The organism is Streptomyces sp. NPDC002779 (assembly GCF_042888685.1).
In the GTDB taxonomy this organism is placed as follows: Bacteria; Actinomycetota; Actinomycetes; order Streptomycetales; family Streptomycetaceae; genus Streptomyces.
Genome location: NZ_JBIAQC010000007.1, coordinates 160,449 through 186,186, shown reverse-complemented (window position 1 = coordinate 186,186; position 25,738 = coordinate 160,449). Strand labels below are relative to the sequence as shown.

The window sequence follows — 25,738 nt, the reverse complement described above, 5'->3', positions numbered from 1 at the left end:
CCTCCCCGGCCCCAGGTCCACCCGTTCGAGTGACCTGTACGACATGTCCCGCCTGGCGGTGAGTCGTCACCCTTGTCCGCGCACGCCCTTGGCCAGGTCCCCGGCGAGCGCGCGGACGCCCTCGATACCGGTCGCGTGGTCCGGCGCGTCCAGCATCCGCTTCACGAAGGCCGAGCCGACGATCACGCCGTCGGCGAAGCCGGCGACCTCGGCCGCCTGGACAGCGTTGGAGACGCCGAGCCCGACACAGACCGGCAGCCCGGTCCCGGTGGCCCGGGTCCGCTCGACCAGGTCCTGCGCCTGCGCGCCGACCGACTCACGGGTACCGGTGACGCCCATCAGCGAGGCGGCGTAGACGAAGCCGCTGCCCGCCGCGGTGATTCGCCCCAGCCGTTCGTCCTTGCTGCTGGGCGCGACCACGAAGACCGTGGCGAGCCCGTGCTTCTCGGCGTGCTCCCGCCACAGCGCCGACTCCTGCACCGGCAGGTCGGGCAGGATGCACCCGGCGCCGCCCGCCTCCGCGAGCTCGGCGGTGAACCGCTCGACGCCGTAGCGGTCGATCGGGTTCCAGTACGTCATCACGAGCACCGGCTTCCCGGTCGCCTCGTGGGCCTCGCGGACCGTGCGCATGACGTCGGCGATCCTCACCCCGCCGCGCAGGGCGATGTCGTCGGCGGTCTGGATGACCGGACCGTCGAGGACGGGGTCGCTGTGCGGCAGACCGACCTCGACGATGTCTGCGCCGCCGTCGAAGACGGCCTTGATCGCCTCGATGCCGCCGTCCACGCTCGGGAATCCGGCCGGGAGGTAGGCGATGAGCGCCGCGCGTCCCTCCGCCTTGGCGGCGGCGAGGGTGTCGGCCAGCAGTTGGATGTTCCCGCTCACTTGGCGTCCCCCTCGATCTCGGCGGTGTCGGCGGCGTTCGCCGCGACCTCGGCGTCGGTGTCGTACAGGCCGAAATAGCGGGCGGCCGTGTCCATGTCCTTGTCGCCGCGGCCGGACAGGTTGACCACGATCAGCCCGTCCTTGCCCAGCTCCCGGCCGACCTCCAGGGCGCCGGCCAGCGCGTGGGCGCTCTCGATCGCGGGGATGATGCCCTCGGTCCGCGACAGCAGACGCAGCGCCTGCATGGCCGCGTCGTCGGTGATCGCGCGGTACTCGCCACGGCCGCTGTCGCGCAGGTAGGAGTGCTCCGGGCCGACGCCCGGGTAGTCCAGGCCGGCCGAGATCGAGTACGGCTCGGTGATCTGGCCCTCGTCGTCCTGGAGGACGTAGGACCGCGAACCGTGCAGGATGCCGGGCTCGCCCGCGGTCAGGGTGGCCGCGTGCTCGCCGGTCTCGACGCCGTGCCCGGCGGGCTCGCACCCGATCAGGCGGACGCCCTCGTCCGGGATGAAGGCGTGGAAGAGGCCGATGGCGTTGGAGCCGCCGCCGACGCAGGCGACGGCCGCGTCGGGCAGGCGTCCGGCGCGCTCCAGGATCTGACGGCGGGCCTCCACGCCGATGACCCGGTGGAAGTCGCGGACCATCGCCGGGAAGGGGTGCGGGCCCGCGACCGTACCGAAGAGGTAGTGGGTGTGGTCGACATTGGCGACCCAGTCGCGGAACGCCTCGTTGATCGCGTCCTTCAGCGTGCGGCTGCCGGACTTCACGGCGATGACCTCGGCGCCGAGCATGCGCATGCGGGCCACGTTGAGGGCCTGGCGCTGGGTGTCGATCTCGCCCATGTAGATGGTGCAGTCGAGGCCGAACAGGGCGCAGGCCGTGGCCGTGGCGACACCGTGCTGACCGGCGCCGGTCTCGGCGATCACCCGGGTCTTGCCCATGCGCCGGGTGAGCAGGGCCTGGCCGAGCACGTTGTTGATCTTGTGCGAGCCGGTGTGGTTGAGGTCCTCGCGCTTGAGGAAGACCCGGGCGCCGCCCGCGTGTTCCGCGAAACGGGGGACTTCGGTGAGCGCCGACGGGCGGCCCGTGTAGTGGACGAGCAGGTCGTCCAGTTCACGGGCGAACTCGGAGTCGTGCTTGGCCTTGTCGTACTCGACGGCGACCTCGTCCACGGCGGCGACCAGGGCCTCGGGGATGAACTTGCCGCCGAATGCGCCGAAGTAGCCTTCGGTGCTGGGAACTTGACCCTGGGGGTCGGGGATGAAGAACTCGCTGGGCATGCGTCTACCTCACGGTGAGTGCCGATGAAAGAACACTGTTCGCCGTGGGGCGGGGGATCGTCAGACGGCTGCGAGACCGTTGTGGCTGGTCGCGCCCGCGCGGCGGAGCCGCATATTCAGAACTGTCCCGCGCCCCTGACGGGGCGCTTGTGCCATCGCATGCCATTGACCTGGCCCGGCTCATCTCCGATGACGTACCGCACCCTGCGGCCGTGCACCCTGCGTGCGGGCGCACGGCAGCCACGGGGCCGACAGCCGCGCGCCAGGCGGGCGTAGCGGTCCGTGGCCGACAAAGTCATCAGGAGCGTCATCGCCGCCAAGCCTATCGAAGGATCAGCCGCGCCCGTGGCGCAGGGCGGGGTGCTCGCCCGCCGCCACCAGGTCGGCCACCGCGGACTTGGGGTCGCGGCCGGTGACCAGGGACTCGCCGACCAGGACCGCGTCGGCGCCGGCGTTGGCGTAGGCGATGAGGTCGTGCGGGCCGCGTACGCCGGACTCGGCGACCTTGACGAGGGTGGACGGGATCTCGGGCGCGATGCGCTCGAAGGTGCCGCGGTCGACCTCGAGGGTCTTCAGGTTGCGGGCGTTGACACCGATGATCTTGGCGCCCGCGTCCACGGCCCGCTCGACCTCGTCCTCGTCGTGCACCTCGACCAGCGGGGTCAGGCCGATGGACTCCGCGCGCTCGATCAGCGACTCCAGGGCCGGCTGGTCGAGAGCGGCGACGATGAGCAGCGCGAGGTCGGCGCCGTAGGCCCGGGCCTCCCACAGCTGGTACGACGTGACGATGAAGTCCTTGCGCAGGACCGGGATGTCGACGCGGGCGCGGACGGCCTCCAGGTCGGCCAGCGAGCCGCCGAAGCGCCGCTCCTCGGTCAGTACGGAGATGACGGCCGCGCCGCCCGCCTCGTAGTCCGCGGCGAGTCCGGCCGGGTCGGCGATCGCGGCCAGCGCGCCCTTGGAGGGGCTGGACCGCTTGACCTCGCAGATCACCTTGACGCCGTCGCCCCTGAGCGCGGCGACCCCGTCCTTGGCAGCGGAAGCCTTCGCGGCGCGCTCCTTGAGCTCGTCGAGGCTGACGCGCGCCTGCCGCTCCGCGAGGTCGGCACGGACTCCGTCGATGATCTCGTCGAGCACACTCACGCGAGCGGCCCCCTTCCCGATGCGATGACGAAAAACGGGTGGTCACTGCGATGGTATCCGGAGGAAGGCGTAGGCCCAGCATCCGGTTGACGCCGATCCCACTACCTGGACGTTCATCAGTTGATCAAGGGTGCAGCCAGCCACCGAAGGGCAGGTTCCGGACAACGGTGAAGACCAGCAGCAACGCGCCCAGCGTCCACAGGAGCGCCGGGCCGGGATCGAGCCGCAGGGGCCGTCCGCGCGCCGCGCGGACCACCCAGACGGTCCACAGCACGGCGAAGGCCAGATAGCCCAGTACCGCCGCCGCGTTGTTCTGCAGCGCCGCCGCGAGGTCGCCGTGCACGAAGGCGTGGGCGCTGCGCAGTCCGCCGCAGCCGGGGCAGTACAGGCCGGTCAGCTGGAGCAGGGGGCAGGCCGGGTAGTGGCCGGGCTCGTGCGGGTCCACGGTTGCGACGTAGGCGAAAGCTGTCACGACGGCGGCCAGTACGCCGCCGGGTACGGCGAGCCGCGCCGCGGCGCCTCGGCGCGTCACCCTCCGGCTGTCGGTGTTCACGCCTCGCATTGTGCCCCCGCAACGCGTGAGGGGCGGCTCCAGGGCCGCCCCTCGGGTACGTCGTGCGGCTCAGCCCTCGACGCTTGCCGTCTCGCGCTTCTCGAAGTGCGGCTTGCCCGCTTCCTTCGGCGCGCCGAGACCGACGATCTTCATGATCCAGCCGACGATGCCACCGAGGACGACGATGCCCATGCCCGCCCAGAAGCCCGCCGGGCTGGCCAGCACCATGAAGGCGCCCGCGACGCAGAAACCGATGAAGGCGATTGTGACACCGGTCCAGGCGGCCGGGGTGTGACCGTGGCTGCTGCCCGCCATGACTTGCTCCTCGTTGCTGTGTGTAAGTCTCTGAGCCGGACGCTCACCGTCATTGTCCCGCATGCGCACGGGTGAGGTGATCGGGGGTCGCTCTCGCGCGTCGGTGCTCAGGCCCCGGTCGGGTCCTCGCCGCGGTCGAGTGCCTTCCACAGGTCCTCGGGCCGGTCGGGGTCCACGGTGGGTGCCTTGCGGGGCCGGGGGGCGCCGGAGCGCTCGTAGCGGCTCGACATCGCGGGCCACAGGGGCGCGTACAGCAGGGCCAGCAGTCCGGCGATCAGCAGCAGCGCGCCGCCGACGGCCGCCACGTACGGCCAGGCGGTGTGGCTGAGCGCGGCCACGGTCGCGGCGGTGTCGCCGGTCGTCTGCGCGGCCTGCTCGTCCAGTGCGGAACTGTCGCCCGCGCCGATCAGCGACGCGGCGATGGTCCCCGCGCCGGACAGTGCGAGCAGCCCCGCGACGAAGACCCGGCCGAGCCGGCGGACGGCGAAGACGGCGACCAGGGCGGCGAGGCCCACTATGGCGAGCGACGCGGGTACGCCCGTGACGTCGCTGCCGCTGGCGGTGAGCGGGAAGTCGCCGCCGGCCACCGTGGCGGTCCCCTCCGACCAGCGCTGGCGGGTGGACAGCAGCACCACGGCCGCGCCCAGCGCGCCGGCCAGCAGGGCTCCGGCGAGGCTGAGCCGGCCGGCCCTGGCGGGGCCCGGGGCTTCGGAACGGGGGTGAGGAACGGCAGTCACGTACTCCACTATCGCCTGAACCCCGGGCGAACCGTCACCCGGGGCTCTATGAGAAGCGCCCTATTTCCCGAGTCGGTTCGCCGTGTGCACCGCGCGCAGGACCGCCGCCGCCTTGTTGCGGCACTCGGTGTCCTCGGCGACCGGGTCGGAGTCGGCGACGATTCCGGCGCCCGCCTGGACGTAGGCGGTGCCGTCGCGCAGCAGGGCCGTGCGGATGGCGATGGCGGTGTCGGAGTCGCCCGCGAAGTCGAGGTAGCCGACGCACCCGCCGTACAGGCCGCGCCGGGACGGCTCGAGTTCGTCGATGATCTGCATCGCGCGTGGCTTGGGGGCACCGGAGAGGGTGCCCGCGGGGAAGCAGGCCGTCAGGACGTCGAAGGCGGTGCGGCCCGGCGCCACCCGTCCGGTGACCGTGGAGACGATGTGCATCACGTGGGAGTAGCGCTCGATGGACATGAAGTCGACGACCTCCACCGAACCGGGCTCGCAGACCCGTCCGAGGTCGTTGCGGCCGAGGTCGACGAGCATCAGGTGCTCGGCGCGCTCCTTGGGGTCGGCGAGCAGGTCGTCGGCGAGGGCCTGGTCCTCCTGCGGGGTGGCCCCGCGCCACCGGGTGCCGGCGATGGGGTGGACCATGGCCCGCCCGTCCTCGACCTTGACCAGCGCCTCCGGGGAGGAGCCGACGACGTCGAAGCCGTCGAAGCGGAACAGGTACATGTACGGCGACGGGTTGGTCGCCCTGAGCACCCGGTAGACGTCCAGCGCGCTCGCCGTGCAGGGCGTCTCGAAGCGCTGGGAGGGGACGACCTGGAAGGCCTCGCCGGCGCGGATGCGCTCCTTGACGTCCTCGACAGCCGCCCGGAAGTCCGCGCCGCCCCACAGGGCGGTGTACTCGGGGAGTTCGGAGGGCGGCAGGACGGCCGGGGGCTGGGCGACCGCGCGGGACAGGTCCGCCTCCATGGCGTCCAGCCGGGCGACCGCGTCCGCGTGGGCCTCGTCCACGCCGGTGTCGAGGTCGTTGTGGTTGATCGCGTTGGCGATCAGCAGGACCGAGCCCTCCCAGTGGTCCATGACGGCGAGATCGCTGGTGAGGAGCATGGTCAGCTCGGGCAGCCGCAGGTCGTCGCGGTCGCCGGGGCCGATCTTCTCCAGGCGGCGCACGATGTCGTAGCCGAGATAGCCGACCATGCCGCCGGTGAAGGGCGGCATGCCCTCCTGGTGCGGGGTGTGCAGGGCCTCGATGGTGGCGCGCAGGGCGGCGAGCGGGTCGCCGTCCGTGGGGACGCCGACGGGCGGGACGCCCTGCCAGTGCGCCTGGCCGTCCCGCTCGGTGAGGGTGGCCGCCGAGCGGACGCCCACGAAGGAGTAGCGGGACCAGGAGCGGCCGTTCTCCGCGGACTCCAGCAGGAAGGTGCCGGGGCGCTCGGCGGCGAGCTTGCGGTAGAGCGCGACCGGGGTGTCGCCGTCGGCGAGGAGCTTGCGCGTGACCGGGATGACGCGCCGGTCGGTGGCGAGCTTGCGGAAGGTCTCGAGGTCCATGGCCGGTGACCTTACTGATCTCCGGCCGGTGCGCCGGAATCCTTGAGCAGGACGTCCGTGTCGAAGCAGGTGCGCGCGCCGGTGTGGCAGGCGGCGCCGACCTGGTCGACCCGGACGAGGACGGTGTCGGCGTCGCAGTCGAGGGCGACGGACTTCACCCACTGGAAGTGGCCGGAGGTGTCGCCCTTGACCCAGTACTCCTGGCGGCTGCGCGACCAGTAGGTGCAGCGGCCGGTGGTCAGGGTGCGATGCAGCGCCTCGTCGTCCATCCAGCCGAGCATGAGCACTTCACCGGTGTCGTACTGCTGGGCGATGGCGGGGAGGAGCCCGTCGGCGCTGCGCTTGAGGCGCGCGGCGATCTCGGGGTCCAGCCGGCTGGGCTGGCGGGGCATGCTGGTCATGGGTGCCATTGTGCCGCGCCGCACCGACAGTGATGGCGCCCTGTCCACTGTCCGGACCCGGAGGGCAGTCGTAGGCTGACGGCATGTCGACTTTCGCCAAGCGTGAACGACTTCTGCTGGCCGACCTCCTGGAGGCCGAGGGCCCCGAGGCCCCGACCCTGTGCGAGGGCTGGACCACCCGCGATCTCGCCGCGCACGTCGTGGTGCGCGAACGCCGCCCCGACGCCGCCGGCGGCATCCTGATCAAACCGCTCGCCGCCCGGCTGGACCGGGTGATGGCGGAGTTCACGGACAAGCCGTACGAGGAACTGATCCAGCTGATCCGGACCGGCCCGCCCCGCTTCTCCCCGTTCTCGCTGAAGCAGGTCGAGGAGATGTCGAGCACGGTGGAGTTCTACGTCCACACCGAGGACGTCCGCCGGGCCCGCCCCGGCTGGACGCCCCGCGAGCTCGACCCGGTCTTCCAGGACGCTCTGTGGTCCCGGCTGGAGCGGACCGCCCGCCTCCTGGGCCGCTCCACGCCCACCGGCCTGGTCCTGCGCCGCCCCGACGGCCAGACGGCGGTGGCCCAGCGCGGCACCCCCGTGGTGACGGCGACGGGCCAGCCCTCGGAGCTCCTGCTCTTCCTCTACGGCCGCCTGAACGTCGCCGAAGTGGAACTGGAGGGCGAAAAGGCAGCCATCACCAAACTCCACGAGGGTAAACAGCTGGGGCTCTGAGGGCCCGAGGGGCCACGGTCCGCCCAGGAGAAAGCCCCGGCCGCCAGAGACGACCGGGGCCCTGCCCCACGCCTACCGGACGGGATGCCCCGCCTTCCTCAGTGCCTGCTTCACCTCGCCGATGCGCAGGTCGCCGAAGTGGAAGACCGACGCCGCGAGGACCGCGTCCGCGCCCGCCTCGATCGCCGGGGCGAAGTCGTCGAGCTTTCCGGCGCCGCCGGAGGCGATCACCGGGATCGAGACGTGCCCCCGGACCGACTCGATCATCTCGATGTCGTAGCCGTCCTTCGTGCCGTCCGCGTCCATCGAGTTGAGCAGGATCTCCCCCGCGCCCAGCTCCGCGGCCCGGTGCGCCCACTCCACGGCGTCAATGCCGGTGCCCTTGCGGCCGCCGTGGGTGGTGACCTCGAAGCCGCCGGACGGTGTACGGCGGGCGTCCACCGACAGGACCAGCACCTGGCGGCCGAACCGCTCGGCGATCTCGCGGATCAGGTCCGGGCGGGCGATGGCCGCGGTGTTCACGCCCACCTTGTCCGCGCCCGCACGCAGCAGCTTGTCGACGTCCTCGGCGGTGCGCACCCCGCCGCCGACGGTCAGCGGGATGAAGACCTGCTCGGCGGTGCGGCGCACCACGTCGTAGGTGGTCTCGCGGTTGCCGGACGACGCGGTGATGTCCAGGAACGTCAGCTCGTCGGCGCCCTCGGCGTCGTACACCTTCGCCATCTCGACGGGGTCGCCCGCGTCGCGCAGGTTCTGGAAGTTCACGCCCTTGACGACCCGGCCGTTGTCCACGTCCAGGCAGGGGATGACTCGGACCGCCAGGGTCATGAAACCGGCTCCTCTAATGTCCTCTGAATGCTTCTATTTCCACTTCGACCAGGATGCGCGAGTCCACGAAGCCCTCCACCACGAGCAGCGTCGACACCGGCCGCACCGCGTCGAAGAACTCCTGGTGGGCCCGGCCCACGGCGTCCACGTCCCGCGCGTGGGTCAGGTACATCCGCGTGCGGATCACCGACTCCACCCCGAGCCCGAACTCGCCGATCGCCTCGATCGCGCTGGTGAAGGCCGCCTTGGCCTGTTCGTACGGGTCGCCCTCGCCGTACAGCACATCGCCCTTGAAGGACGTGGTGCCCGACACCAGCACCAGGTCCCCCGCCGCCACGGCGCGGGCAAAACCGAAGGACTCTTCCCAGGGACTTCCGCTCTGCACCCGCCGTACGGCATCGGACGTCATGACGACACAGCCTCCAAGGCCTCTTCCAGGGTGAACGCCTTCGCGTACAGCGCCTTCCCGACGATGGCGCCCTCGACACCGAGGGGTACCAGTTCGGCGATGGCGCGCAGGTCGTCCAGGGACGACACGCCGCCGGAGGCCACGACCGGGCGGTCCGTCGCCGCGCAGACGTTCTTCAGCAGCTCCAGGTTCGGGCCCTGGAGGGTGCCGTCCTTGGCGATGTCGGTGACGACGTAACGGGCGCAGCCCTCCGTGTTGAGGCGCTCCAGCGTCTCGTAGAGGTCGCCGCCGTCGCGGGTCCAGCCGCGGCCGCGCAGCGTGGTGCCGCGGACGTCCAGACCGACCGCGATCTTGTCGCCGTGCTCGGCGATGACCTTGGCGACCCACTCCGGGGTCTCCAGCGCGGCCGTGCCGAGGTTCACGCGGGTGCAGCCGGTGGCCAGGGCGGCGGCGAGCGTGTCGTCGTCGCGGATGCCGCCGGACAGCTCGACCTTGATGTCCATCGCCTTGGCGACCTCGGCGATCAGGTCCCGGTTGTCGCCGGTACCGAAGGCGGCGTCCAGGTCGACCAGGTGCAGCCACTCGGCGCCGGAGCGCTGCCAGGCGAGGGCGGCCTCCAGCGGGGAGCCGTAGGAGGTCTCCGTGCCGGACTCGCCGTGCACCAGGCGGACCGCCTGGCCGTCACGGACGTCGACGGCCGGGAGGAGTTCGAGCTTTCCTGAGGGCTTGGCAGACATCAGAGGGTTCCGATCCAGTTGTTCAGCAGCTGCGCTCCGGCGTCGCCGGACTTCTCGGGGTGGAACTGCGTGGCCCACAGGGTGCCGTTCTCCACGGCGGCCACGAACGGCTTGCCGTGCGTCGACCAGGTGACCTTGGGGGCCGTCATCGAGGCGTTGTGCGTCTCCAGGGTCCAGTCGTGGACGGCGTAGGAGTGCACGAAGTAGAAGCGGGCGTCCGCGTCCAGGCCGGCGAACAGCTCGGAGTCGGCCGGGGCGTCCACGGTGTTCCAGCCCATGTGGGGCACGATGTCGGCCTGCAGCGGCTCGACCGAGCCGGGCCACTCGTCGAGCCCCTCGCTCTCCACGCCGTGCTCGATGCCCCGCGCGAACAGGATCTGCATCCCGACGCAGATGCCGAGCACCGGGCGCCCGCCGGACAGCCGGCGGTCGACGATCCAGTCACCGCGCGCTTCGCGCAGGCCCGTCATGCAGGCGGCGAAGGCGCCGACGCCGGGCACCAGCAGCCCGTCGGCGTTCATGGCCTTGTCGAAGTCGCGGGTTATCTCGACCTGGGCGCCGGTCCGGGCGAGGGCGCGCTCGGCGGAACGGACGTTGCCGAAGCCGTAGTCGAAGACGACGACCTTCTTCGAAGAAGCGCTCAACTCCACACCTCCAGCCTCATGACACCGGCGACCAGACACATCGCGGCGCCGATGGAGAGCAGCACGACCAGGTTCTTCGGCATCCCCTGCTTGACGAAGGAGATGATCCCGCCGACCAGGAAGAGGCCGACGACGATCAGGACGGTGGACAGGCCGTTCACAGCGCGCCCTTCGTGGAGGGGAGGATGCCGGCCGCGCGCGGGTCGCGCTCGGAGGCGTACCTCAGGGCCCGGGCCAGCGCCTTGAACTGGCACTCCACGATGTGGTGAGCGTTGCGCCCGTAGGGCACGTGCACGTGCAGCGCGATCTGCGCCTGGGCGACGAAGGACTCCAGGATGTGCCGGGTCATCGTGGTGTCGTACTCGCCGATCATCGGCGCCATCTTCTCGGGCTCGGTGTGCACGAGGTAGGGGCGGCCGGAGAGGTCGACGGTGACCTGGGCGAGGGACTCGTCCAGCGGGACCGTGCAGTTGCCGAAGCGGTAGATGCCCACCTTGTCGCCGAGGGCCTTCTTGAAGGCGGCGCCCAGGGCGAGGGCGGTGTCCTCGATGGTGTGGTGCGAGTCGATGTGCAGATCGCCCTCGGTCTTCACGGTCAGGTCGAACAGACCGTGCCGGCCGAGCTGGTCGAGCATGTGGTCGTAGAAGCCGACGCCTGTCGACACGTCCACCTTGCCGCTGCCGTCGAGATCGATCTCGACGAGCACCGAGGTCTCCTTGGTGACTCGCTCCACGCGTCCCACGCGGTTCATGCGCTCTGCTCCTTCTTCAGTTCACGTACCGCGTCGAGGAACGCGTCGTTTTCGGCGGGGGTTCCCGCGGACACCCGCAGCCAGCCGGGGATGCCGTTGTCGCGGACCAGCACACCCCGGTCGAGGATCTGCTGCCAGGCGGTGTGGGAGTCCTCGAAGAGTCCGAACTGCACGAAGTTCGCGTCGGACTCCACCACCGCGAAGCCCAGGGCCCGCAGCTCGGCGACCAGCCGGTCCCGCTCGGCCTTCAGCTGCTCGACGTAGCCGAGCAGGGTGTCGGTGTGCTCCAGGGCGGCCAGGGCGGTCGCCTGGGTGACGGCCGACAGGTGGTAGGGCAGCCGGACCAGCTGGACGGCGTCGACGACGGCCGGGTGCGCGGCGAGGTAGCCGAGGCGCAGGCCGGCCGCGCCGAACGCCTTCGACATGGTCCGCGAGACGACCAGATGCGGCCGCCCCTCGATCAGCGGCAGCAGCGAGTCGCCGTGGCTGAACTCGATGTACGCCTCGTCGACCACCACGATCGACGGCTTGGCCGCCTGGGCGGCCTCGTACAGGGCGAGGACCGTCTCGGCCGGGACGGCGTTGCCGGTGGGGTTGTTGGGGCTGGTGATGAAGACGACGTCCGGCCGGTGCTCGGCGACGGCCCGCTCGGCGGCGGCGAGGTCGATGGTGAAGTCGGCGTTGCGCGGCCCGGAGATCCAGCCGGTGCCGGTGCCGCGCGCGATGAGCCCGTGCATCGAGTACGAGGGCTCGAAGCCGAGGGCGGTACGGCCGGGTCCGCCGAAGGTCTGCAGCAGCTGCTGGATGACCTCGTTGGAGCCGTTGGCGGCCCAGACGTTGGCGAGGGAGACCTGGTGGCCGGAGGTGTCGCTCAGGTACGCGGCGAGCTGGGTGCGCAGCTCCACGGCGTCCCGGTCGGGGTAGCGGTTGAGGTTGCGGGCCGCGTCGCGCACCCGCTCGGCGATCCGCTCGACCAGCGCCTCGGGCAGCGGGTAGGGGTTCTCGTTGGTGTTCAGCCGTACCGGCACGTCCAGCTGGGGCGCGCCGTAGGGGGACTTGCCGCGCAGCTCGTCCCGTACGGGGAGATCGTCGATGCCAGTCACTTGCCCTCAGGAACCTTCCACCCGAACCGTGCCTTGATCGCCGCGCCGTGCGCCGGCAGATCCTCCGCCTCCGCCAGCGTGACCACGTGATGCGCCACCTCCGCCAGCGCGTCCTTCGTGTAGTCGACGATGTGGATGCCGCGCAGGAAGGACTGGACCGACAGGCCCGAGGAGTGGCAGGCGCAGCCGCCGGTCGGCAGGACGTGGTTGGACCCGGCGGCGTAGTCGCCGAGCGAGACGGGTGCCCAGGGGCCGATGAAGATCGCGCCGGCGTTGCGCACCCGGTCGGCCACGGCGGCCGCGTCGGCCGTCTGGATCTCCAGGTGCTCGGCGCCGTAGGCGTCGACGACCCGGAGGCCCTCCTCGATCCCGTCGACGAGGACGATCGCGGACTGCTTGCCCTTGAGCGCCGGGACGATCCGGTCGTCGATGTGCTTGGTGGCCGCGACCTGCGGCTCCAGCTCCTTCTCCACCGCGTCCGCCAGCTCCACCGAGTCGGTGACCAGGACCGCGGCGGCCAGCGGGTCGTGCTCGGCCTGGCTGATCAGGTCGGAGGCGACGTGCACCGGGTCGGCGGTGGCGTCGGCGAGGACCGCGATCTCGGTCGGGCCGGCCTCGGCGTCGATGCCGATCTTGCCGGTGAAGTAGCGCTTGGCGGCGGCGACCCAGATGTTGCCGGGGCCGGTGACCATGGGGGCGGGCGGGCAGGACTCGGTGCCGTAGGCGAACATCGCGACGGCCGTGGCGCCGCCGGCGGCGTACACCTCGTCGACGCCGAGCAGCGCGCAGGCGGCGAGGATCGTCGGGTGCGGCAGGCCGCCGAACTCCGCCTGAGCCGGGGAGGCGAGCGCGATCGACTCGACGCCGGCCTCCTGGGCCGGTACGACGTTCATGATCACGGAGGACGGGTACACCGACCGCCCGCCCGGCGCGTACAGCCCGACGCGGTCGACCGGCACCCACTTCTCGGTCACCCGGCCGCCGGGCACGACCTGCGTGGTGTGCGTCGTACGGCGCTGCGCGCGGTGGACGAGACGGGCGCGGCGGATGGACTCCTCCAGGGCCGCGCGGACGGCGGGGTCGAGTTCTTCGAGCGCCTTGCCGAGGGCCGCGGCCGGAACCCGCACCTGGTCGAGCCGGACCCCGTCGAACTTCTCCGCGAAATCGATCAGCGCCGCGTCGCCACGATGATGCACGGCCTCGCAGATCGGACGCACCTTCTCCAGGGCGGCCTGAACGTCGAAGTCGGCTCGGGGCAGCAGGTCGCGCAGTGCGGGGCCCTCGGGAAGGGCGTCGCCGCGCAGATCGATTCGGGAGATCACGACGTCAATTCTCTCAGACCGCGCTCGGGCCCTGTCCGCACGTATCAATGGCTGATACAGAAGTGCCCACGGAGAGCGAGATCACCTTCACGTTCTGTGTTCAGTCCGTCACTCAGCGGGCATGAACGGTTGTACGAAACCCATGAGTAGCCGGGGAGGAAGGAACAGCTGTGACCGACGGGGCCGGCCTGCGCGACGGAGAGCCGCCGGACGATCTGACCGCCGCCGAGGCCGGGATGTGGCAGGCCTTCCGCAACGGCAGCGTGTACGACCTGAGCAGCGGCGACACCGTCGTCGACGATCCGCACGGCGGGCATCCGTGGGGGCCCGAGCGGGCCGTGCGGGCCCGGATCGTGTGCTGGCTGCTGCTGGACGGGCCGCCCGCGCTGGCCGGCCGGGTGTCGTCCCTGAAGCTGGTCGGCGTGCGGATCGACGGCAGCCTGGACCTGGCGGGCGGCACGGTGGTGCCCTACGTCGAGATGCGCGGCTGCCGTTTCGAGCGGGACGTGCTGTTACCGGAGGCCCGGTTCACGACCGTGCGGCTGGTGGACTGCTCGGTGCCGCGCCTGGAGGCGGCCCGGGTGCACACCGAGGGTGATCTGCATCTGCCGCGCTGCCGCTTCCACAACGGCATCCGGCTCACCGACGCCCGGATAGGCACCGACCTGCTGCTCAACCAGGCCATCGTGTACCGCGACCGCAGCGGCCGTTCGATCGCCGGGGACGGCATGTCCGTCGGGCAGGACCTCCAGGCGGAGCTACTGGAGTCGCACGGCGAGATGAGCCTGCGCAGCGCGAAGATCGGGGTGTCGCTGAGCCTGCGCGGGGCGCGGCTGGTCAACCCGTACACGCGGCTGGCGCTGAACGCCCCCCAGCTGACCGTGGAGCGCTCCCTGTACCTGACCCCGGCGGGCCTGGGGAACCCGCTGCTCAGCGGCATGACCCCGGCCCGCGGGACCCGGATCCAGCGGTTCGAGTGCCAGGGCGGGGTGCGGCTGGACGACGGGCGGTTCGGGGACGCGGTCGACATGGAGCGGGCCCGGTTCACCTTCACCGACGAGCAGGAGCTGTCGCTGCGCCGGATACAGACTCCGGAGCTGCGCTTCCTCGGGGAGCATCCGGCGCGCGGCACGGTCGTGCTGTCGGGCGCGCGGATCGTCAACCTGATGGATCGCGCGGACGCCTGGCCGGGCCCCGGCCGGCTGCACATGGGCGGCTTCTGCTACGAGAACCTGGTGCCGCGCGGGCCGTTCCCGCTCGACGAACGGCTCGGCTGGGTGGCCGCGGCGACCGCCGAGTACAACCCGGAGCCGTACGAGCGGCTCGCCTCGGTGCTGCGGGCCGGTGGTGAGGACGAGGACGCGCGCGAGGTGCTCCTGGCCAAGCAGCGCCGGCGCCGCGAGAGCCTGCCGATCGCCGCCAAGCTGTGGGGGTATGCGCAGGACTGGACGGTCGCCTACGGGTACCGGCCGGGCCGGGCGGCGGTGTGGATGGCGATGCTGTGGGCGGCGGGCTCGGTGGCCTTCGCGCGGGGCGGGCATCCGCCGATCAAGCGCGGGGAGCACCCGGAGTGGAACCCGACGCTGTTCGCCCTGGACCTGCTGCTGCCGGTCATCGACCTGGGCCAGGTCGGCTTCTGGCAGCTCAAGGGCGGCTGGCAGTGGCTGGCGGCGGTGATGGTGCTGCTGGGCTGGATCCTGGCGACGACGGTCGCGGCGGGGGCGAGCCGGACGCTGAGGCGGAGCTGAAGCTTTTTACCTGCCCTTGACCCAGCGCCGTACAACTTTCCGGGAGTTGCCCGGAGCCTCTGGCGCCGTTTCGACCTGCGGCTTTTCAATGGTCGACACCATGGCTCTGCTGCTGCCGTTCATCCGCGGGCCGCGGATGACAAGGACCCCCCTCCCCGTCGCCGTCCGCGCCGACGACGAGGTGCTGCTGGACGTGCCCGACGCCCGGCTGGGTCCCGCGCTGGTCGCCGCCGCGCAGGGCGACCACGAACCGGCCGCCGCGCTGCTCGCCGCCACCCGCGTGGCCGGCGAGTGGGAGCACCGGGACCGGTACACGGCCCGGCTCGCCGCCTTCGCCCACGCCCGCCCCGACTGGTTCCGGGCCTGGCGCGCGGCGGCCCCGCACGACCCCGACAGCCTTGTCGTCGACGCCCAGCTGAGGGTGGACCGCGCCTGGCGGTCGCCGGCCCGGGCCGAGCTGCTGCGCGAGGTCAGCCCGCTGGTCACGGCCGCGGCGCACGGCGACGACCGGGACCCGGTGCCCTGGCGGATCGCCCTGGACCACGCCCGCGGCGCGCAGGCCGGGCCGCGGTACGTCGAGGAGCTGTGGGAGGCGGCGATGCGCCGCGCCCCGCACCACTACGGCTGCCATGTGGCGGCCCTGCGCTATCTGGCGTCCTCCTGGCACGGCTCGCACCGCGAGTGCCTGGACTTCGCCGACCGTGCCGCGCAGGACGCCCCGCCGGACTCCCTGGTGCAGGCGCTGCCGGTACGGGCGGTGTTCGCGTATCTCGCCGACGGCTGCGGTCCCGAGGTGCCGCGGGTCCAGCTGGACGCGGCGGCGGACCGGGCGATCGGCCTCTCGGCGCTTCTTCCCGCGGCGGACCCCTGGCCCGCGGAGACGCGCAATCTGCTGACCTACGTCCTGGTGCGGCTGGACCGGATCGCGGACGCCCTGGAGCAGGTGCGGCTCACCGGCCCGTACGCCACGTCCTTCCCCTGGGACCGCTTCTGCGACGATCCGCTGGGCCACTGTCTGCGGGTGCGGGACGAGCTGCGGGACCCCTCCGGCCGTCCGATCACCGGGCATCCCGGACGCAACCCCTCCGGCGACCATTAGGCTCTTGCGTCGTGACCACCGTCCGGCTCCCGCTCTTCCCCCTGAACTCGGTGCTGTTCCCGGGGTTGGTGCTGCCCTTGAACGTCTTCGAGGAGCGCTATCGCGCCATGATGCGCGATCTGCTGAAGACCCCCGACGAGGAACCGCGCCGGTTCGCCGTGGTGGCGATCCGCGACGGCCATGAGGTGGCGCCGACCGCGCCCGGCATGCCCGACCCCACCGCGGTGCCCCAGCGCGGGCCCGCGGCGGGCTTCGGCGCCGACCCGATCAAGTCCTTCCACTCCACGGCCTGCGTGGCCGACGCGGCGACGATCCGGGAGCGGGCGGACGGCACCTTCGAGGTGCTGGCGACCGGTACGACGCGGGTGCGGCTGGTGTCGGTGGACACGTCGGGCCCGTTCCTGACGGCGGAGCTTCAGGAGCTGCCGGAGGACCAGGGCGAGGAGGCGGGCGCCCTGGCCGAGGGGGTGCTGCGCGCCTTCCGCCAGTACCAGAAGCGCCTGGCGGGAGCCCGCGAACGCTCCCTGTCCACAGGGGCGGACCTGCCGGACGAACCGTCGGTGGTGTCCTACCTCGTGGCGGCGGCGATGATGCTGGACACCCCCACCAAGCAGCGGCTGCTCCAGGCCCCCGACACCGCCTCCCGGCTGCGGGACGAGCTGAAACTCCTTCGCGCGGAGACCTCGATCATCCGTAGCCTGCCGTCACTGCCGGCGGCGGACCTGACGCGTGCGCCGACGAGTCCGAACTGAGGCGAGCGATGGCGAAGAAGCGACAGTCGGGGGGCACCCCGGCGACGGTGGCCCTGACCGCGGCAGGCGTGACCTTCACGACCCACGCCTACGAGCACGACCCCGCCCACCCGTCCTACGGCGAGGAGGCGGCCGAGGCCATGGGCGTCTCCCCCGACCGGGTCTTCAAGACCCTGGTGGCCGAGGTGGACGGCAAGCTGACCGTGGCGGTGGTCCCGGTGGCGGGCCAGCTGGACCTGAAGGCGCTGGCCGCGGCGGTGGGCGGCAAGAAGGCGGCCATGGCCGACCCGACCCTCGCCGAACGCACGACGGGCTACGTGAGGGGCGGCATCTCCCCGCTGGGCCAGCGCCGGAGACTGCCGACGGTCCTGGACGCGTCGGCGAGCGGGCACGCCACGATCTGCGTCTCGGCGGGCCGCAGGGGCCTGGAGATCGAGCTCTCCCCCACCGACCTGGCCGCCCTGACGGAAGCGACCCTGGCCCCCATCGGGCGCGTTTGACCCCTCGACGGACGTCCTCCGCTCGGTTAAGCAGAGGGGACATGTCGAAGAAGACGCGGAAACGCAAATGGCGCATGAAGAAGGGCCGGGCGAACCACGGCAGGCGCCCCGCGTAGGGGCGCGCGCCGGCGAGTGGGGCGGCGGGGGCGGGAAGCTACGCCTGCGGCGCCCCGTACCCGTCCTTGTACCCGTCCTCGGGCTGCTGCCGCTGCTCGTACGGATCCGGATCGCGCGGCCCGAACAACCCCGTCAGCCCCAGATGCACCACGAGCCCCGCCACGGACCACACCAGCAGCGCCCCCTTGGCGTCGAGCTCCAGCGGCGCCGAGAAGGTCTTCCCCTTGCCCACGTCCTCCGCATGGGCGATGACATCCTGCGCGGGCCCGAGCCACACCCCCAGCCGCCACGCCAGCAGCGACCCGAGCAGCCCGCCGAGGGCCAGCGCGACCACCAGCGGCACGCCCCCGCGCCGCCGGACCAGGAACACCCCGAGCGCGCTCACCGCACCGAACGCGAGCGCCAGCAGCGTGAACGTCCCGTCGACGCCCACCGCCTGCTCCCCCTCGGTGTCCTTGAGGTAGACGACCCAGCCGCCGTCGACCACGTCTCCCACCAGCGGCACCCGGGGCGCCAGCCACCACCACAGCAGACCGAGCAGCACCCCGGCCACCGCCACGACCACCGTGACCACGGCGGCCTCCCGCAGCTCGGTCCGCATGCCGGGCCCGTCGTCGCCGTACGAGGGAGGCGGACCGTACGGGTAGGCCCCGTGTCCGGCGCCGGGCGCGGGCGGCTGCTGCCACGCACTGTCGGCGGAGTGGTCACGCGGCGGAGGTGGTGGAGTCAGCGGTGCGGTCACCCTGACATCGTGCCAGGCCCGCCCGGGCGCCGCGTCACCGGACGGCCGCCCGGCGGTACGCCCAGGTAGCGGCGGCCAGCGACACCACACCCACCCCCGCGCACACCGCGAGGTCCCCGAGCACGTAGGCCCAGTCGGGGCTCTCCCCGAAGGTTCGGGCGAAGGCCTCGACGCCATAGGTCGACGGCAGCAGATCCCGGGCGAACCGCACCGCCTCGGGCATCCGCTCGGCGGGCAGCACCCCCAGCAGCAGCGCGGCGGACATGCCCAACTGGCCCAGTACGGTCGCCAGTTCCGGCCGGGGTGCCAGCAGTCCCAGCGCGGCCCCGAGCCCCGCGAGCGCGGCACCGGCCAGCGGGATCACCGCGATCAGCACCCACAGATGAGCGAGCGGCAGACCGAACAGCACGCACCCGAAGACGGCGGTGACCACGGTCCCGGGCACGGTGAAGGAGGCGTACGCCCCCGCGGCCCCGAGCACCACCGCCGCCGGCGGCACCGGCAGCGTCGCGTAGTGGTCGAGGCCCCCGCTGGCCCGCAACTGCCCGAAGTACTGGGCGAGCAGGTTCAGCGCGACGAAGGCGACGACCAGCACCGACGACCCGGCCACCACGGCCCGCGCCTCGTCCCCGCCGTCCACGACCCCGCGCATCAGGATCATGATCCCGACGGACTGGAAGGTCGCCACGAACAGCAGCGGGATCCGCGCGACCCGCGCGCGGGACAGCTGGGCCCGGTACACGGCGCACAGCGACGGCCACAGCCGGGCCCGCGGCCCGAGCTCGGCCGGTTCCGTAGCAGGCGTCTGGTCCGCGGCGGGCGCGCCGGCCGGCAGAACCTCGGCGGGTACGACACTCACGTGGCGCTGCTCCTCTTCGCTCCGGCGGTGGTTCCGTTCCGTACGGATGCGACGGTCGTCCTGCTCAGGCTCTCATCAGTCGTACTCACCGCTGCCCCAGTCGCGCTCAAGCCTTCACCAGCCCCTGCCGCGCGGCTCCGCCCAGCGCCAGGTAGACGTCCTCCAGGCTGGGCGTGGCGAGGGTGAAGTCGTCGAGGGCGGAGAAGGCGGCCCCGCCGGTGACGGTGGCGACGACCGCGCGTGCCTCGTCGGGGGCGAGCCGCAGTGTCCAGCGGCGGCCCGACTCGACGACCCGGTCCTGGAGCGCGGCGACCTCGGGAACGTGCAGCGGCGCAGCGTCCCGCCACACCAGGTCGACCCGGACCTCCCCGGCGACCTGCTCCTTGAGTCCGGTGGGGGTGTCGCAGGCGATCACCCGGCCCCGGTCGAGGACGGCGACCCGGTCGAGCACGGTCTCGGCCTCGATGACGTTGTGGGTGACCAGCAGCACGGTCGTCCCGTGCTCGGCCCGTCGCCGGTCGACGGCGGACCAGACCGCCCGCCGCGCCACCGGGTCCATCCCGGTGGTCGGCTCGTCGAGCACGAGCAACGGCCGCGCGCCCACGAGGGCGGCGGCGAAGCAGGCGAGCCTGCGCTGACCGCCCGACAGCTTCTTCAACGGCCGCCCGGCGAGCTCGGTCAGGCCCAGTTCCTCCAGTACGGCGTCCCGCTCGGCCCGCGCCACGCGCACGTCCAGGCCGCGCAGCCGTCCGGTGGTCTCGGCGGCGAGGGAGACGGTGAGCTCGTCCAGGGCGGTCGACTCCTGCCCGAGGTAGGCGAGGATCCGCGCGGCCCGTTCCGGGTGCCGCACGATGTCGTGCCCGAGGATCTCCACACTGCCGCGATCGGGCCGCATCAGCCCGGTGAGCTGCCGTACGAGGGTGGTCTTGCCGGCGCCGTTCGGCCCGAGCAGGCCGAAGATCTCACCGCGCCGGATGTCCAGCCGTACATCGTCGGTGGCGCGCACCTCGGGGGTGGCCGGGGTGCCCCGCCGGCCCCGTACCGCGGGATAGGTCTTGGTCAGTCCGCGCACAGCACACACGACATCACCACAGGGCCGAAGTGCCGGTGCCGCGCGCTTACTCACAAGGGATGAGACTACGGGGTCGGGCCGCCGGGCCCGTCCTTGGGGCGGCGTATGTGCCGTTTCACTCCCCCGCGGACGCGTGTTCGGCCGCCGTCCGCACGTCGATCTCCCGCCAGAACCCGGCCCGGATCGCGTACCGGTCGTGCTCGTCGATCTGGTCGTCCTTGTGGGCCAGCAGCCCGAACCGGGCCGCGTACCGCAGCAGCTCCCCGTCGATGCGGTGCGGGATCCGCGGGTACATCCCGGAGAGTTTCTGAAGATGGCTCTGGTCGCCCAGCCGCCCCATCCAACGCCGCGCGAACACCTGTCCGACCTCGTAGGGGTCGCCGCCGACGGTGGTGATGTCCTCCTCGCGGTCGGCCCATCGCTGCTCCGCCGTGGTCACCTGGGCCAGCGTCGGCATGGAGGCGACCTCGGGCGGCTCGGCCGCGATGCCGGGGCGGTCCACCCACCCCTTGTCGGAGGACCACCGCAGGGTCGCCCCGGCGGGCTGCGCGGGGGGCTGCACGCCCGGGGCGCGCAGGGCGGCCAGGTCCTTCGGCGTGGGCACGCCCTTCGGCGCCGGGACCCGCTCCTGCGCGCCGTTCTCCCTCACGGCCGGCGTCGGGTGCTCGCGCTCCTCGGCGGGCCGCTCGGACGGGGCGAGCGCGGAGTCGGGCAGCGGCGCGGAGAGGATCGCGGCGATCTCGGGCCGCGGTGCCGGCGGCGGCGCGCAGATCCCGCCGAGCTCCTTGGCGCGGACGGCCTTGGTGATCCAGGTGCGGTCCAGGACGCGCCGCTCGTCGGCCTCGGCGACCAGGTCCTCGGACTGGTTGTAGTCGCCGTCGGCGGCCTGCACGGCCCACAGGTGGACGGCCACGCCGTGTTCCTTGGCGGCCATCATGCCCGGCAGCAGATCGCCGTCCCCGGTCACCAGCACCACGTCGGAACAGGCCCGGTTGCGGGCGAGTTCGGTCAGCTCGGCGTGCATGGCGGCGTCCACGCCCTTCTGGGCCCAGCGTCCGTCGCTGCGGGTCAGGGCACCGAGCCGCACGGTCACCCGGGGCATCACGCGCAGCCTGCGGTGTTCGGGCTGCGGGACGCGGTCGGGGGCGCCGTCGAACCAGTAGATGCGCAGCAGGGGGCGTTCGGTGTCCGATTCCGCCCGTTCTCGCAGGCCCTGGATGAGGGCGGTGTGATCGACGGTGATCCGGGACCGGGAGGGCTCTCCGGCGAGAAGAGAGGCGGCGGCCCCCAGCAGATACCCGGCGTCCACCAGGACGATGCAGCGGTCCACGCGATCCACCCTCTTTCCGGGAGGTTTGCTTCGGGCTTCCTTCGAGTCTGCCCGACCGCGCGAAGGTTAACGGCCGGGACTCGATCTTCGGCGTGGCGTTTCGGAGTGCCCTGCTCGAACGAGCGCCGTCACAGCCGGTAATTGTCCGACATGCGTTCTTTGTCGGGCTATGTGAATCTGGTCGCGGCCCTGGCCCCTACATCCCCACAGGAGGCATCACCATGGCCAAGAACAAGAACCGTGACCGAAAGCAGCCGCAGACCGAGCGCGGACAGCAGCAGGCCCCGCACTCCTCGACGGAGACGACGGCCGAGCCGCGGATGTCCCCGATGACGCCCGGCGAGGTCGCGCGCAAGGACAAGCGCAAGAGGTTCGGTCACAACTGACATCTTCATAACGGGCCGTCGAAGCCCAGGCACATGACGAGGGGCGCACCCGACACGCGGATGCGCCCCTCTCGCACGTCTCGGCTCAGCCGGCCAGGCAGGACGGTCCGAGCAGCACCTTCAGGTCGCCGAAGAGCGCCGGGTCGGGCTTGACCCGGTGCCGGTCCAGGCGCAGCACGGTCGTCTTGGTCGGGCCCTGGAGCTTGATCCGGACCTCGCTGTCGCCCCGGTGGTGGCTGAGGATCTCGCCGAGGCGGCTGACCATCGGCGGGGTGACCCGGGTGGCCGGGATGGTGAGGATCACGGGCGCGTTGGTACCGGCGTTCGACAGGTCGGGGACCTGCAGCTCCATCGCGACCAGCCGCGGGACGTCCTCGCGCTTGTCCAGGCGGCCCTTGACGAACACCACCGCGTCCTCGACGAGCTGGGTCGACACCAGCTGGTAGGTGGCCGGGAAGAACATGCACTCGATGGAACCGGCCAGGTCCTCGACGGTGGCGATGGCCCAGGCATTGCCCTGCTTGGTCATCTTGCGCTGGAGGCCCGAGATGATGCCGCCGATGGTGACGACCGCGCCGTCCCCGTGCTCCCCTCCGGTGAGCTGGGCGATGCCCGCGTCGGCCTTGTCCGACAGCACGTGCTCCAGGCCGAAGAGCGGGTGGTCGGAGACGTACAGACCGAGCATCTCCCGCTCCTGGGCGAGCAGATACGTCTTGTCCCACTCGTCGGTGGAGAACTCGACGTCGAGGCCGAAGCCGGGCTCGCTGCTCTCCTCCTCGCCCATGCCGCCGAAGAGGTCGAACTGGCCCTCGGCCTCCTTGCGCTTGACCGCGACCACGTTGTCGATCATCGGCTCGTACTGCGCGGTCAGGCCCTTGCGGGTGTGGCCCAGGGTGTCGAAGGCACCCGCCTTGATCAGCGACTCGGTGGTGCGCTTGTTGCAGGCCACCGCCTCGACCTTGTCGAGGTAGTCGGGGAAGGAGGCGTACTTGCCCTTGGCCTTGCGGCTCCTGATGATCGAGTCGACGACGTTCGTGCCGACGTTCCGCACGGCCTCCAGGCCGAAGAGGATCACGTCGTCGCCCTGGGCGGCGAAGTTGTGCACCGACTCGTTGACGTTCGGCGGGAGCACCTTGATGCCCATGCGGCGGCACTCGTTGAGATAGATCGCCGACTTGTCCTTGTCGTCCTTGACCGAGGTCAGCAGGGCGGCCATGTACTCGGCGGGGTGGTTGGCCTTCAGGTAGGCGGTCCAGTACGAGACCAGTCCGTACGCGGCCGAGTGGGCCTTGTTGAAGGCGTAGCCGGCGAACGGGACCAGCACGTCCCACAGGGCCTGGATGGCCTCGTCGCTGTAGCCGTTCTTGCGGGCACCGGCCTGGAAGATGGTGAAGTTCTTCGCCAGCTCGTCGGGCTTCTTCTTGCCCATCACGCGGCGCAGGATGTCGGCCTCGCCGAGCGAGTACCCGGCGATGATCTGCGCGGCCTTCTGCACCTGCTCCTGGTAGACGATCAGGCCGTAGGTGACGGCCAGGACCTCTTCCAGGGGCTCCTCCAGCTCCTTGTGGATCGGAGTGATCTCCTGGAGCTTGTTCTTGCGCAGCGCGTAGTTCGTGTGCGAGTCCATGCCCATCGGGCCGGGACGGTAGAGCGCCGAGACGGCGGAGATGTCCTCGAAGTTGTCGGGCTTCATCAGGCGCAGCAGCGAGCGCATGGGGCCGCCGTCGAACTGGAAGACACCGAGGGTCTCACCGCGCTGGAGCAGCTCGAAGGTCGTCGGATCGTCGAGCGGGAGGGCCAGCAGGTCGAGTTCGATGCCCTTGTTGGACTTCACCATCTTGACGGCGTCGTCCATGATCGTCAGGTTGCGCAGGCCGAGGAAGTCCATCTTCAGCAGGCCGAGCGACTCGCACTGCGGGTAGTCCCACTGCGTGATGGTCACGCCGTCGGTGTGCCGCACCCAGATCGGGGCGTGGTCCACGATCGGCTCGCTGGACATGATGACGCCGGCGGCGTGCACGCCCATCTGCCGGACCAGGCCCTCGACGCCCTTGGCGGTGTCGATGACCTTCTTGACGTCCGGCTCGTTCTCGTACATCGCGCGGATCTCGCCGGCCTCGCTGTAGCGCGGGTGCGAGGGGTTGGTGATGCCGTCGAGGTCGATGCCCTTGCCGAGGACGTCGGCGGGCATCGCCTTGGTGAGGCGGTCGCCCATGGCGTACGGGTATCCCAGCACGCGCGCGGAGTCCTTGATGGCGTTCTTCGCCTTGATCTTGCCGTAGGTGCCGATCATGGCGACCTTGTCGGCGCCGTACTTCTCGGTCACGTACCTGATCACCTCGACGCGCCTGCGCTCGTCGAAGTCGATGTCGACGTCGGGCATGGAGACGCGCTCGGGGTTCAGGAACCGCTCGAAGATCAGTCCGTGCGGGATCGGGTCGAGGTCCGTGATGCCCAGCGCGTACGCGACGATCGAGCCGGCCGCGGAGCCTCGGCCCGGACCGACCGCGATGCCCTGGCTCTTGGCCCACATGATGAAGTCGGCGACGACGAGGAAGTAGCCCGGGAACCCCATCTGGATGATGACGTCCATCTCGTACTCGACCTGCTTCTGCCGGTCCTCGGGGATGCCGCCGGGGAAGCGGCGCTCCATGCCGCGGCGGACCTCCTCCTTGAACCAGGTGACCTCGGTGTAGCCCTCGGGGATGTCGAACTTCGGCATGAGGTTCTTGGCCTCGAACATGCCCGTGGTGTCGACCTGCTCCGCGACCAGGAGGGTGTTGCGGCAGCCCTCCTGCCAGGCGTCCGAGGAGTCGATGGCGTACATCTCCTCCGTCGACTTCAGGTAGTAGCCGGTGCCGTCGAACCTGAAGCGGTCGGGGTCGGAGAGGTTCTTGCCGGTCTGGATGCACAGCAGCGCGTCGTGCGCAGCGGCCTCGTGCGCGTACGTGTAGTGCGAGTCGTTCGTCACCAGGGGCGGGATGCCGAGCTTCTTGCCGATCTCCAGCAGGCCGTCCCGCACCCGGCGCTCGATCTCGATGCCGTGGTCCATCAGCTCCAGGAAGTAGCGGTCCTTGCCGAAGATGTCCTGGTACTCGGAGGCGGCCTTCAGTGCCTCGTCGAACTGGCCCAGGCGCAGCCGGGTCTGCAGCTCGCCGGAGGGGCAGCCGGTGGAGGCGATGAGCCCCTCGGACCACTGGGAGATGGTCTCCTTGTCCATCCGGGGCCACTTCTGCAGCCAGCCCTCGGCGTACGCGTCCGAGGAGAGGCGGAAAAGGTTGTGCAGGCCGGTGGCGTTCGCCGCCCAGATCGTCTTGTGGGTGTAACCGCCCGAACCGGAGACGTCGTCCCGCTTCTGGTGCGGCTGGCCCCACTGGATCTTGCGCTTGTTGCGCCGGGACTCGGGGGCGACGTACGCCTCGATCCCGATGATCGGGGTGACCCCGGCCTTCTTCGCGGAGTGGAAGAAGTCGTACGCGCCGTGGAGGTTGCCGTGGTCGGACATGGCGATATGGGTCATGCCCATCTCATTGCACGCGTTGAACATGTCCTTCAGCCGCGCGGCACCGTCCAGCAGCGAGTACTGGGTGTGGACGTGCAGGTGCGTGAACGGCGGCTTTGACACGGTGGGCCCTCCAGGGGAAACACTCGGCGACAGGCTGGCGGACAGTTCTGGGGTCAGCGTCGAAGTCTATGCCGCGGCACTGACACTCCGCGGGCACTCCGACGTACGGTCGTGCGTTGGACACGACAGAGACGCTGTCGTC

At 71.4% G+C, this 25,738-nt stretch carries 28 protein-coding genes; 6 read left to right on the top strand and 22 right to left on the bottom strand.

From position 1 onward, the window contains the following. Positions 1-66 precede the first annotated feature (66 nt). The 9 genes from trpA to hisI all read right to left on the bottom strand — a co-directional run bounded on the left by trpA (position 67) and on the right by hisI (position 6,853). The gene (gene trpA / locus ACFYW5_RS21295) at positions 67-885 is read right to left on the bottom strand and encodes a tryptophan synthase subunit alpha (protein WP_389418597.1); all 819 of its coding nucleotides are present in this window, start codon (positions 883-885) and stop codon (positions 67-69) included. Further along, complete coding sequence (gene trpB / locus ACFYW5_RS21290; protein ID WP_389418596.1) at positions 882-2,165, bottom strand: tryptophan synthase subunit beta; 1,284 nt, start codon at positions 2,163-2,165, stop codon at positions 882-884. Before trpB ends, trpA begins: the two co-directional genes overlap by 4 nt. 116 nt (positions 2,166-2,281) lie before the next feature. Further along, on the bottom strand, positions 2,282-2,464 hold the full coding sequence (gene trpM / locus ACFYW5_RS21285; RefSeq protein ID WP_389418868.1) for a tryptophan biosynthesis modulator TrpM: 183 nt from the start codon (positions 2,462-2,464) through the stop codon (positions 2,282-2,284). 34 nt (positions 2,465-2,498) lie between these two features. Further along, a complete protein-coding gene (gene trpC, locus ACFYW5_RS21280; protein ID WP_389418595.1) occupies positions 2,499-3,308 on the bottom strand; it encodes an indole-3-glycerol phosphate synthase TrpC in 810 nt (269 codons plus the stop codon). A gap of 124 nt (positions 3,309-3,432) precedes the next feature. Beyond that, positions 3,433-3,870, bottom strand: coding sequence for a DUF2752 domain-containing protein (locus ACFYW5_RS21275; protein ID WP_389418594.1), 438 nt, complete (start codon positions 3,868-3,870; stop codon positions 3,433-3,435). Positions 3,871-3,930: 60 nt separating this feature from the next. After that, on the bottom strand, positions 3,931-4,176 hold the full coding sequence (locus tag ACFYW5_RS21270) for an HGxxPAAW family protein (protein WP_250070416.1): 246 nt from the start codon (positions 4,174-4,176) through the stop codon (positions 3,931-3,933). Positions 4,177-4,283: 107 nt separating this feature from the next. After that, positions 4,284-4,922: a TIGR02234 family membrane protein gene (locus ACFYW5_RS21265; RefSeq protein ID WP_389418593.1), complete on the bottom strand. Its 639-nt coding sequence runs from the start codon at positions 4,920-4,922 to the stop codon at positions 4,284-4,286. A 51-nt stretch (positions 4,923-4,973) separates the two neighbouring features. Further along, positions 4,974-6,452 (bottom strand): anthranilate synthase component I, encoded by a 1,479-nt coding sequence (locus tag ACFYW5_RS21260; RefSeq protein ID WP_389418592.1) that lies wholly within the window; start codon positions 6,450-6,452, stop codon positions 4,974-4,976. An 11-nt stretch (positions 6,453-6,463) separates the two neighbouring features. Further along, on the bottom strand, positions 6,464-6,853 hold the full coding sequence (hisI, locus tag ACFYW5_RS21255; RefSeq protein WP_389418591.1) for a phosphoribosyl-AMP cyclohydrolase: 390 nt from the start codon (positions 6,851-6,853) through the stop codon (positions 6,464-6,466). A gap of 83 nt (positions 6,854-6,936) precedes the next feature. On the opposite strand from hisI, the gene ACFYW5_RS21250 reads away from it, so the two are divergent. Next, positions 6,937-7,572, top strand: coding sequence for a TIGR03085 family metal-binding protein (locus ACFYW5_RS21250; protein WP_389418590.1), 636 nt, complete (start codon positions 6,937-6,939; stop codon positions 7,570-7,572). A 72-nt stretch (positions 7,573-7,644) separates the two neighbouring features. Here ACFYW5_RS21250 and hisF read toward each other — a convergent pair whose 3' ends face one another. From hisF to hisD, 8 genes are read right to left on the bottom strand one after another with little or no spacing between them, the layout of a single operon-like run. Further along, on the bottom strand, positions 7,645-8,400 hold the full coding sequence (gene hisF, locus ACFYW5_RS21245) for an imidazole glycerol phosphate synthase subunit HisF (RefSeq protein WP_389418589.1): 756 nt from the start codon (positions 8,398-8,400) through the stop codon (positions 7,645-7,647). A gap of 13 nt (positions 8,401-8,413) precedes the next feature. Next, a complete protein-coding gene (locus ACFYW5_RS21240; RefSeq protein WP_389418588.1) occupies positions 8,414-8,809 on the bottom strand; it encodes a RidA family protein in 396 nt (131 codons plus the stop codon). After that, a complete protein-coding gene (gene priA / locus ACFYW5_RS21235) occupies positions 8,806-9,546 on the bottom strand; it encodes a bifunctional 1-(5-phosphoribosyl)-5-((5-phosphoribosylamino)methylideneamino)imidazole-4-carboxamide isomerase/phosphoribosylanthranilate isomerase PriA (protein ID WP_389418587.1) in 741 nt (246 codons plus the stop codon). Before priA ends, ACFYW5_RS21240 begins: the two co-directional genes overlap by 4 nt. After that, positions 9,546-10,190, bottom strand: a complete 645-nt coding sequence (hisH, locus tag ACFYW5_RS21230) for an imidazole glycerol phosphate synthase subunit HisH (RefSeq protein ID WP_389418586.1) — start codon at positions 10,188-10,190, stop codon at positions 9,546-9,548. The genes priA and hisH overlap by 1 nt, the downstream gene beginning before the upstream one ends. Next, complete coding sequence (locus ACFYW5_RS21225; protein WP_389418585.1) at positions 10,187-10,351, bottom strand: hypothetical protein; 165 nt, start codon at positions 10,349-10,351, stop codon at positions 10,187-10,189. Before ACFYW5_RS21225 ends, hisH begins: the two co-directional genes overlap by 4 nt. After that, positions 10,348-10,941 (bottom strand): imidazoleglycerol-phosphate dehydratase HisB, encoded by a 594-nt coding sequence (gene hisB, locus ACFYW5_RS21220; RefSeq protein ID WP_250070406.1) that lies wholly within the window; start codon positions 10,939-10,941, stop codon positions 10,348-10,350. Before hisB ends, ACFYW5_RS21225 begins: the two co-directional genes overlap by 4 nt. Then, on the bottom strand, positions 10,938-12,044 hold the full coding sequence (locus tag ACFYW5_RS21215) for a histidinol-phosphate transaminase (RefSeq protein ID WP_389418584.1): 1,107 nt from the start codon (positions 12,042-12,044) through the stop codon (positions 10,938-10,940). Before ACFYW5_RS21215 ends, hisB begins: the two co-directional genes overlap by 4 nt. Next, positions 12,041-13,366, bottom strand: a complete 1,326-nt coding sequence (gene hisD, locus ACFYW5_RS21210) for a histidinol dehydrogenase (RefSeq protein ID WP_389418583.1) — start codon at positions 13,364-13,366, stop codon at positions 12,041-12,043. The genes ACFYW5_RS21215 and hisD overlap by 4 nt, the downstream gene beginning before the upstream one ends. A gap of 170 nt (positions 13,367-13,536) precedes the next feature. On the opposite strand from hisD, the gene ACFYW5_RS21205 reads away from it, so the two are divergent. The 4 genes from ACFYW5_RS21205 to ybaK all read left to right on the top strand — a co-directional run bounded on the left by ACFYW5_RS21205 (position 13,537) and on the right by ybaK (position 17,465). Then, positions 13,537-15,114 (top strand): oxidoreductase, encoded by a 1,578-nt coding sequence (locus ACFYW5_RS21205; RefSeq protein ID WP_389418582.1) that lies wholly within the window; start codon positions 13,537-13,539, stop codon positions 15,112-15,114. 88 nt (positions 15,115-15,202) lie between these two features. Continuing rightward, on the top strand, positions 15,203-16,213 hold the full coding sequence (locus ACFYW5_RS21200; protein ID WP_389418581.1) for a hypothetical protein: 1,011 nt from the start codon (positions 15,203-15,205) through the stop codon (positions 16,211-16,213). Positions 16,214-16,224: 11 nt separating this feature from the next. After that, positions 16,225-16,965, top strand: coding sequence for an LON peptidase substrate-binding domain-containing protein (locus tag ACFYW5_RS21195; RefSeq protein WP_389418580.1), 741 nt, complete (start codon positions 16,225-16,227; stop codon positions 16,963-16,965). Between the two features lie 8 nt (positions 16,966-16,973). Continuing rightward, positions 16,974-17,465 carry a Cys-tRNA(Pro) deacylase gene (gene ybaK, locus ACFYW5_RS21190; protein WP_389418579.1) on the top strand — a complete coding sequence of 164 codons (492 nt, stop codon included), beginning with the start codon at positions 16,974-16,976 and terminating at the stop codon, positions 17,463-17,465. Between the two features lie 154 nt (positions 17,466-17,619). Here ybaK and ACFYW5_RS21185 read toward each other — a convergent pair whose 3' ends face one another. The 4 genes from ACFYW5_RS21185 to ACFYW5_RS21170 all read right to left on the bottom strand — a co-directional run bounded on the left by ACFYW5_RS21185 (position 17,620) and on the right by ACFYW5_RS21170 (position 21,585). Next, positions 17,620-18,324: a hypothetical protein gene (locus tag ACFYW5_RS21185; protein ID WP_389418578.1), complete on the bottom strand. Its 705-nt coding sequence runs from the start codon at positions 18,322-18,324 to the stop codon at positions 17,620-17,622. Between the two features lie 34 nt (positions 18,325-18,358). Then, positions 18,359-19,183, bottom strand: a complete 825-nt coding sequence (locus tag ACFYW5_RS21180) for an ABC transporter permease (RefSeq protein ID WP_389418577.1) — start codon at positions 19,181-19,183, stop codon at positions 18,359-18,361. Between the two features lie 106 nt (positions 19,184-19,289). Further along, positions 19,290-20,264 carry an ABC transporter ATP-binding protein gene (locus tag ACFYW5_RS21175; protein WP_389418576.1) on the bottom strand — a complete coding sequence of 325 codons (975 nt, stop codon included), beginning with the start codon at positions 20,262-20,264 and terminating at the stop codon, positions 19,290-19,292. Positions 20,265-20,370: 106 nt separating this feature from the next. Next, positions 20,371-21,585: an NYN domain-containing protein gene (locus tag ACFYW5_RS21170; protein ID WP_389418575.1), complete on the bottom strand. Its 1,215-nt coding sequence runs from the start codon at positions 21,583-21,585 to the stop codon at positions 20,371-20,373. Between the two features lie 221 nt (positions 21,586-21,806). Between ACFYW5_RS21170 and ACFYW5_RS21165 the strand changes: the two genes are divergently transcribed. Beyond that, positions 21,807-21,971 carry a hypothetical protein gene (locus ACFYW5_RS21165; protein ID WP_389418574.1) on the top strand — a complete coding sequence of 55 codons (165 nt, stop codon included), beginning with the start codon at positions 21,807-21,809 and terminating at the stop codon, positions 21,969-21,971. An 85-nt stretch (positions 21,972-22,056) separates the two neighbouring features. Here ACFYW5_RS21165 and dnaE read toward each other — a convergent pair whose 3' ends face one another. After that, positions 22,057-25,596, bottom strand: coding sequence for a DNA polymerase III subunit alpha (gene dnaE / locus ACFYW5_RS21160; protein ID WP_389418573.1), 3,540 nt, complete (start codon positions 25,594-25,596; stop codon positions 22,057-22,059). Positions 25,597-25,738 lie beyond the last annotated feature (142 nt).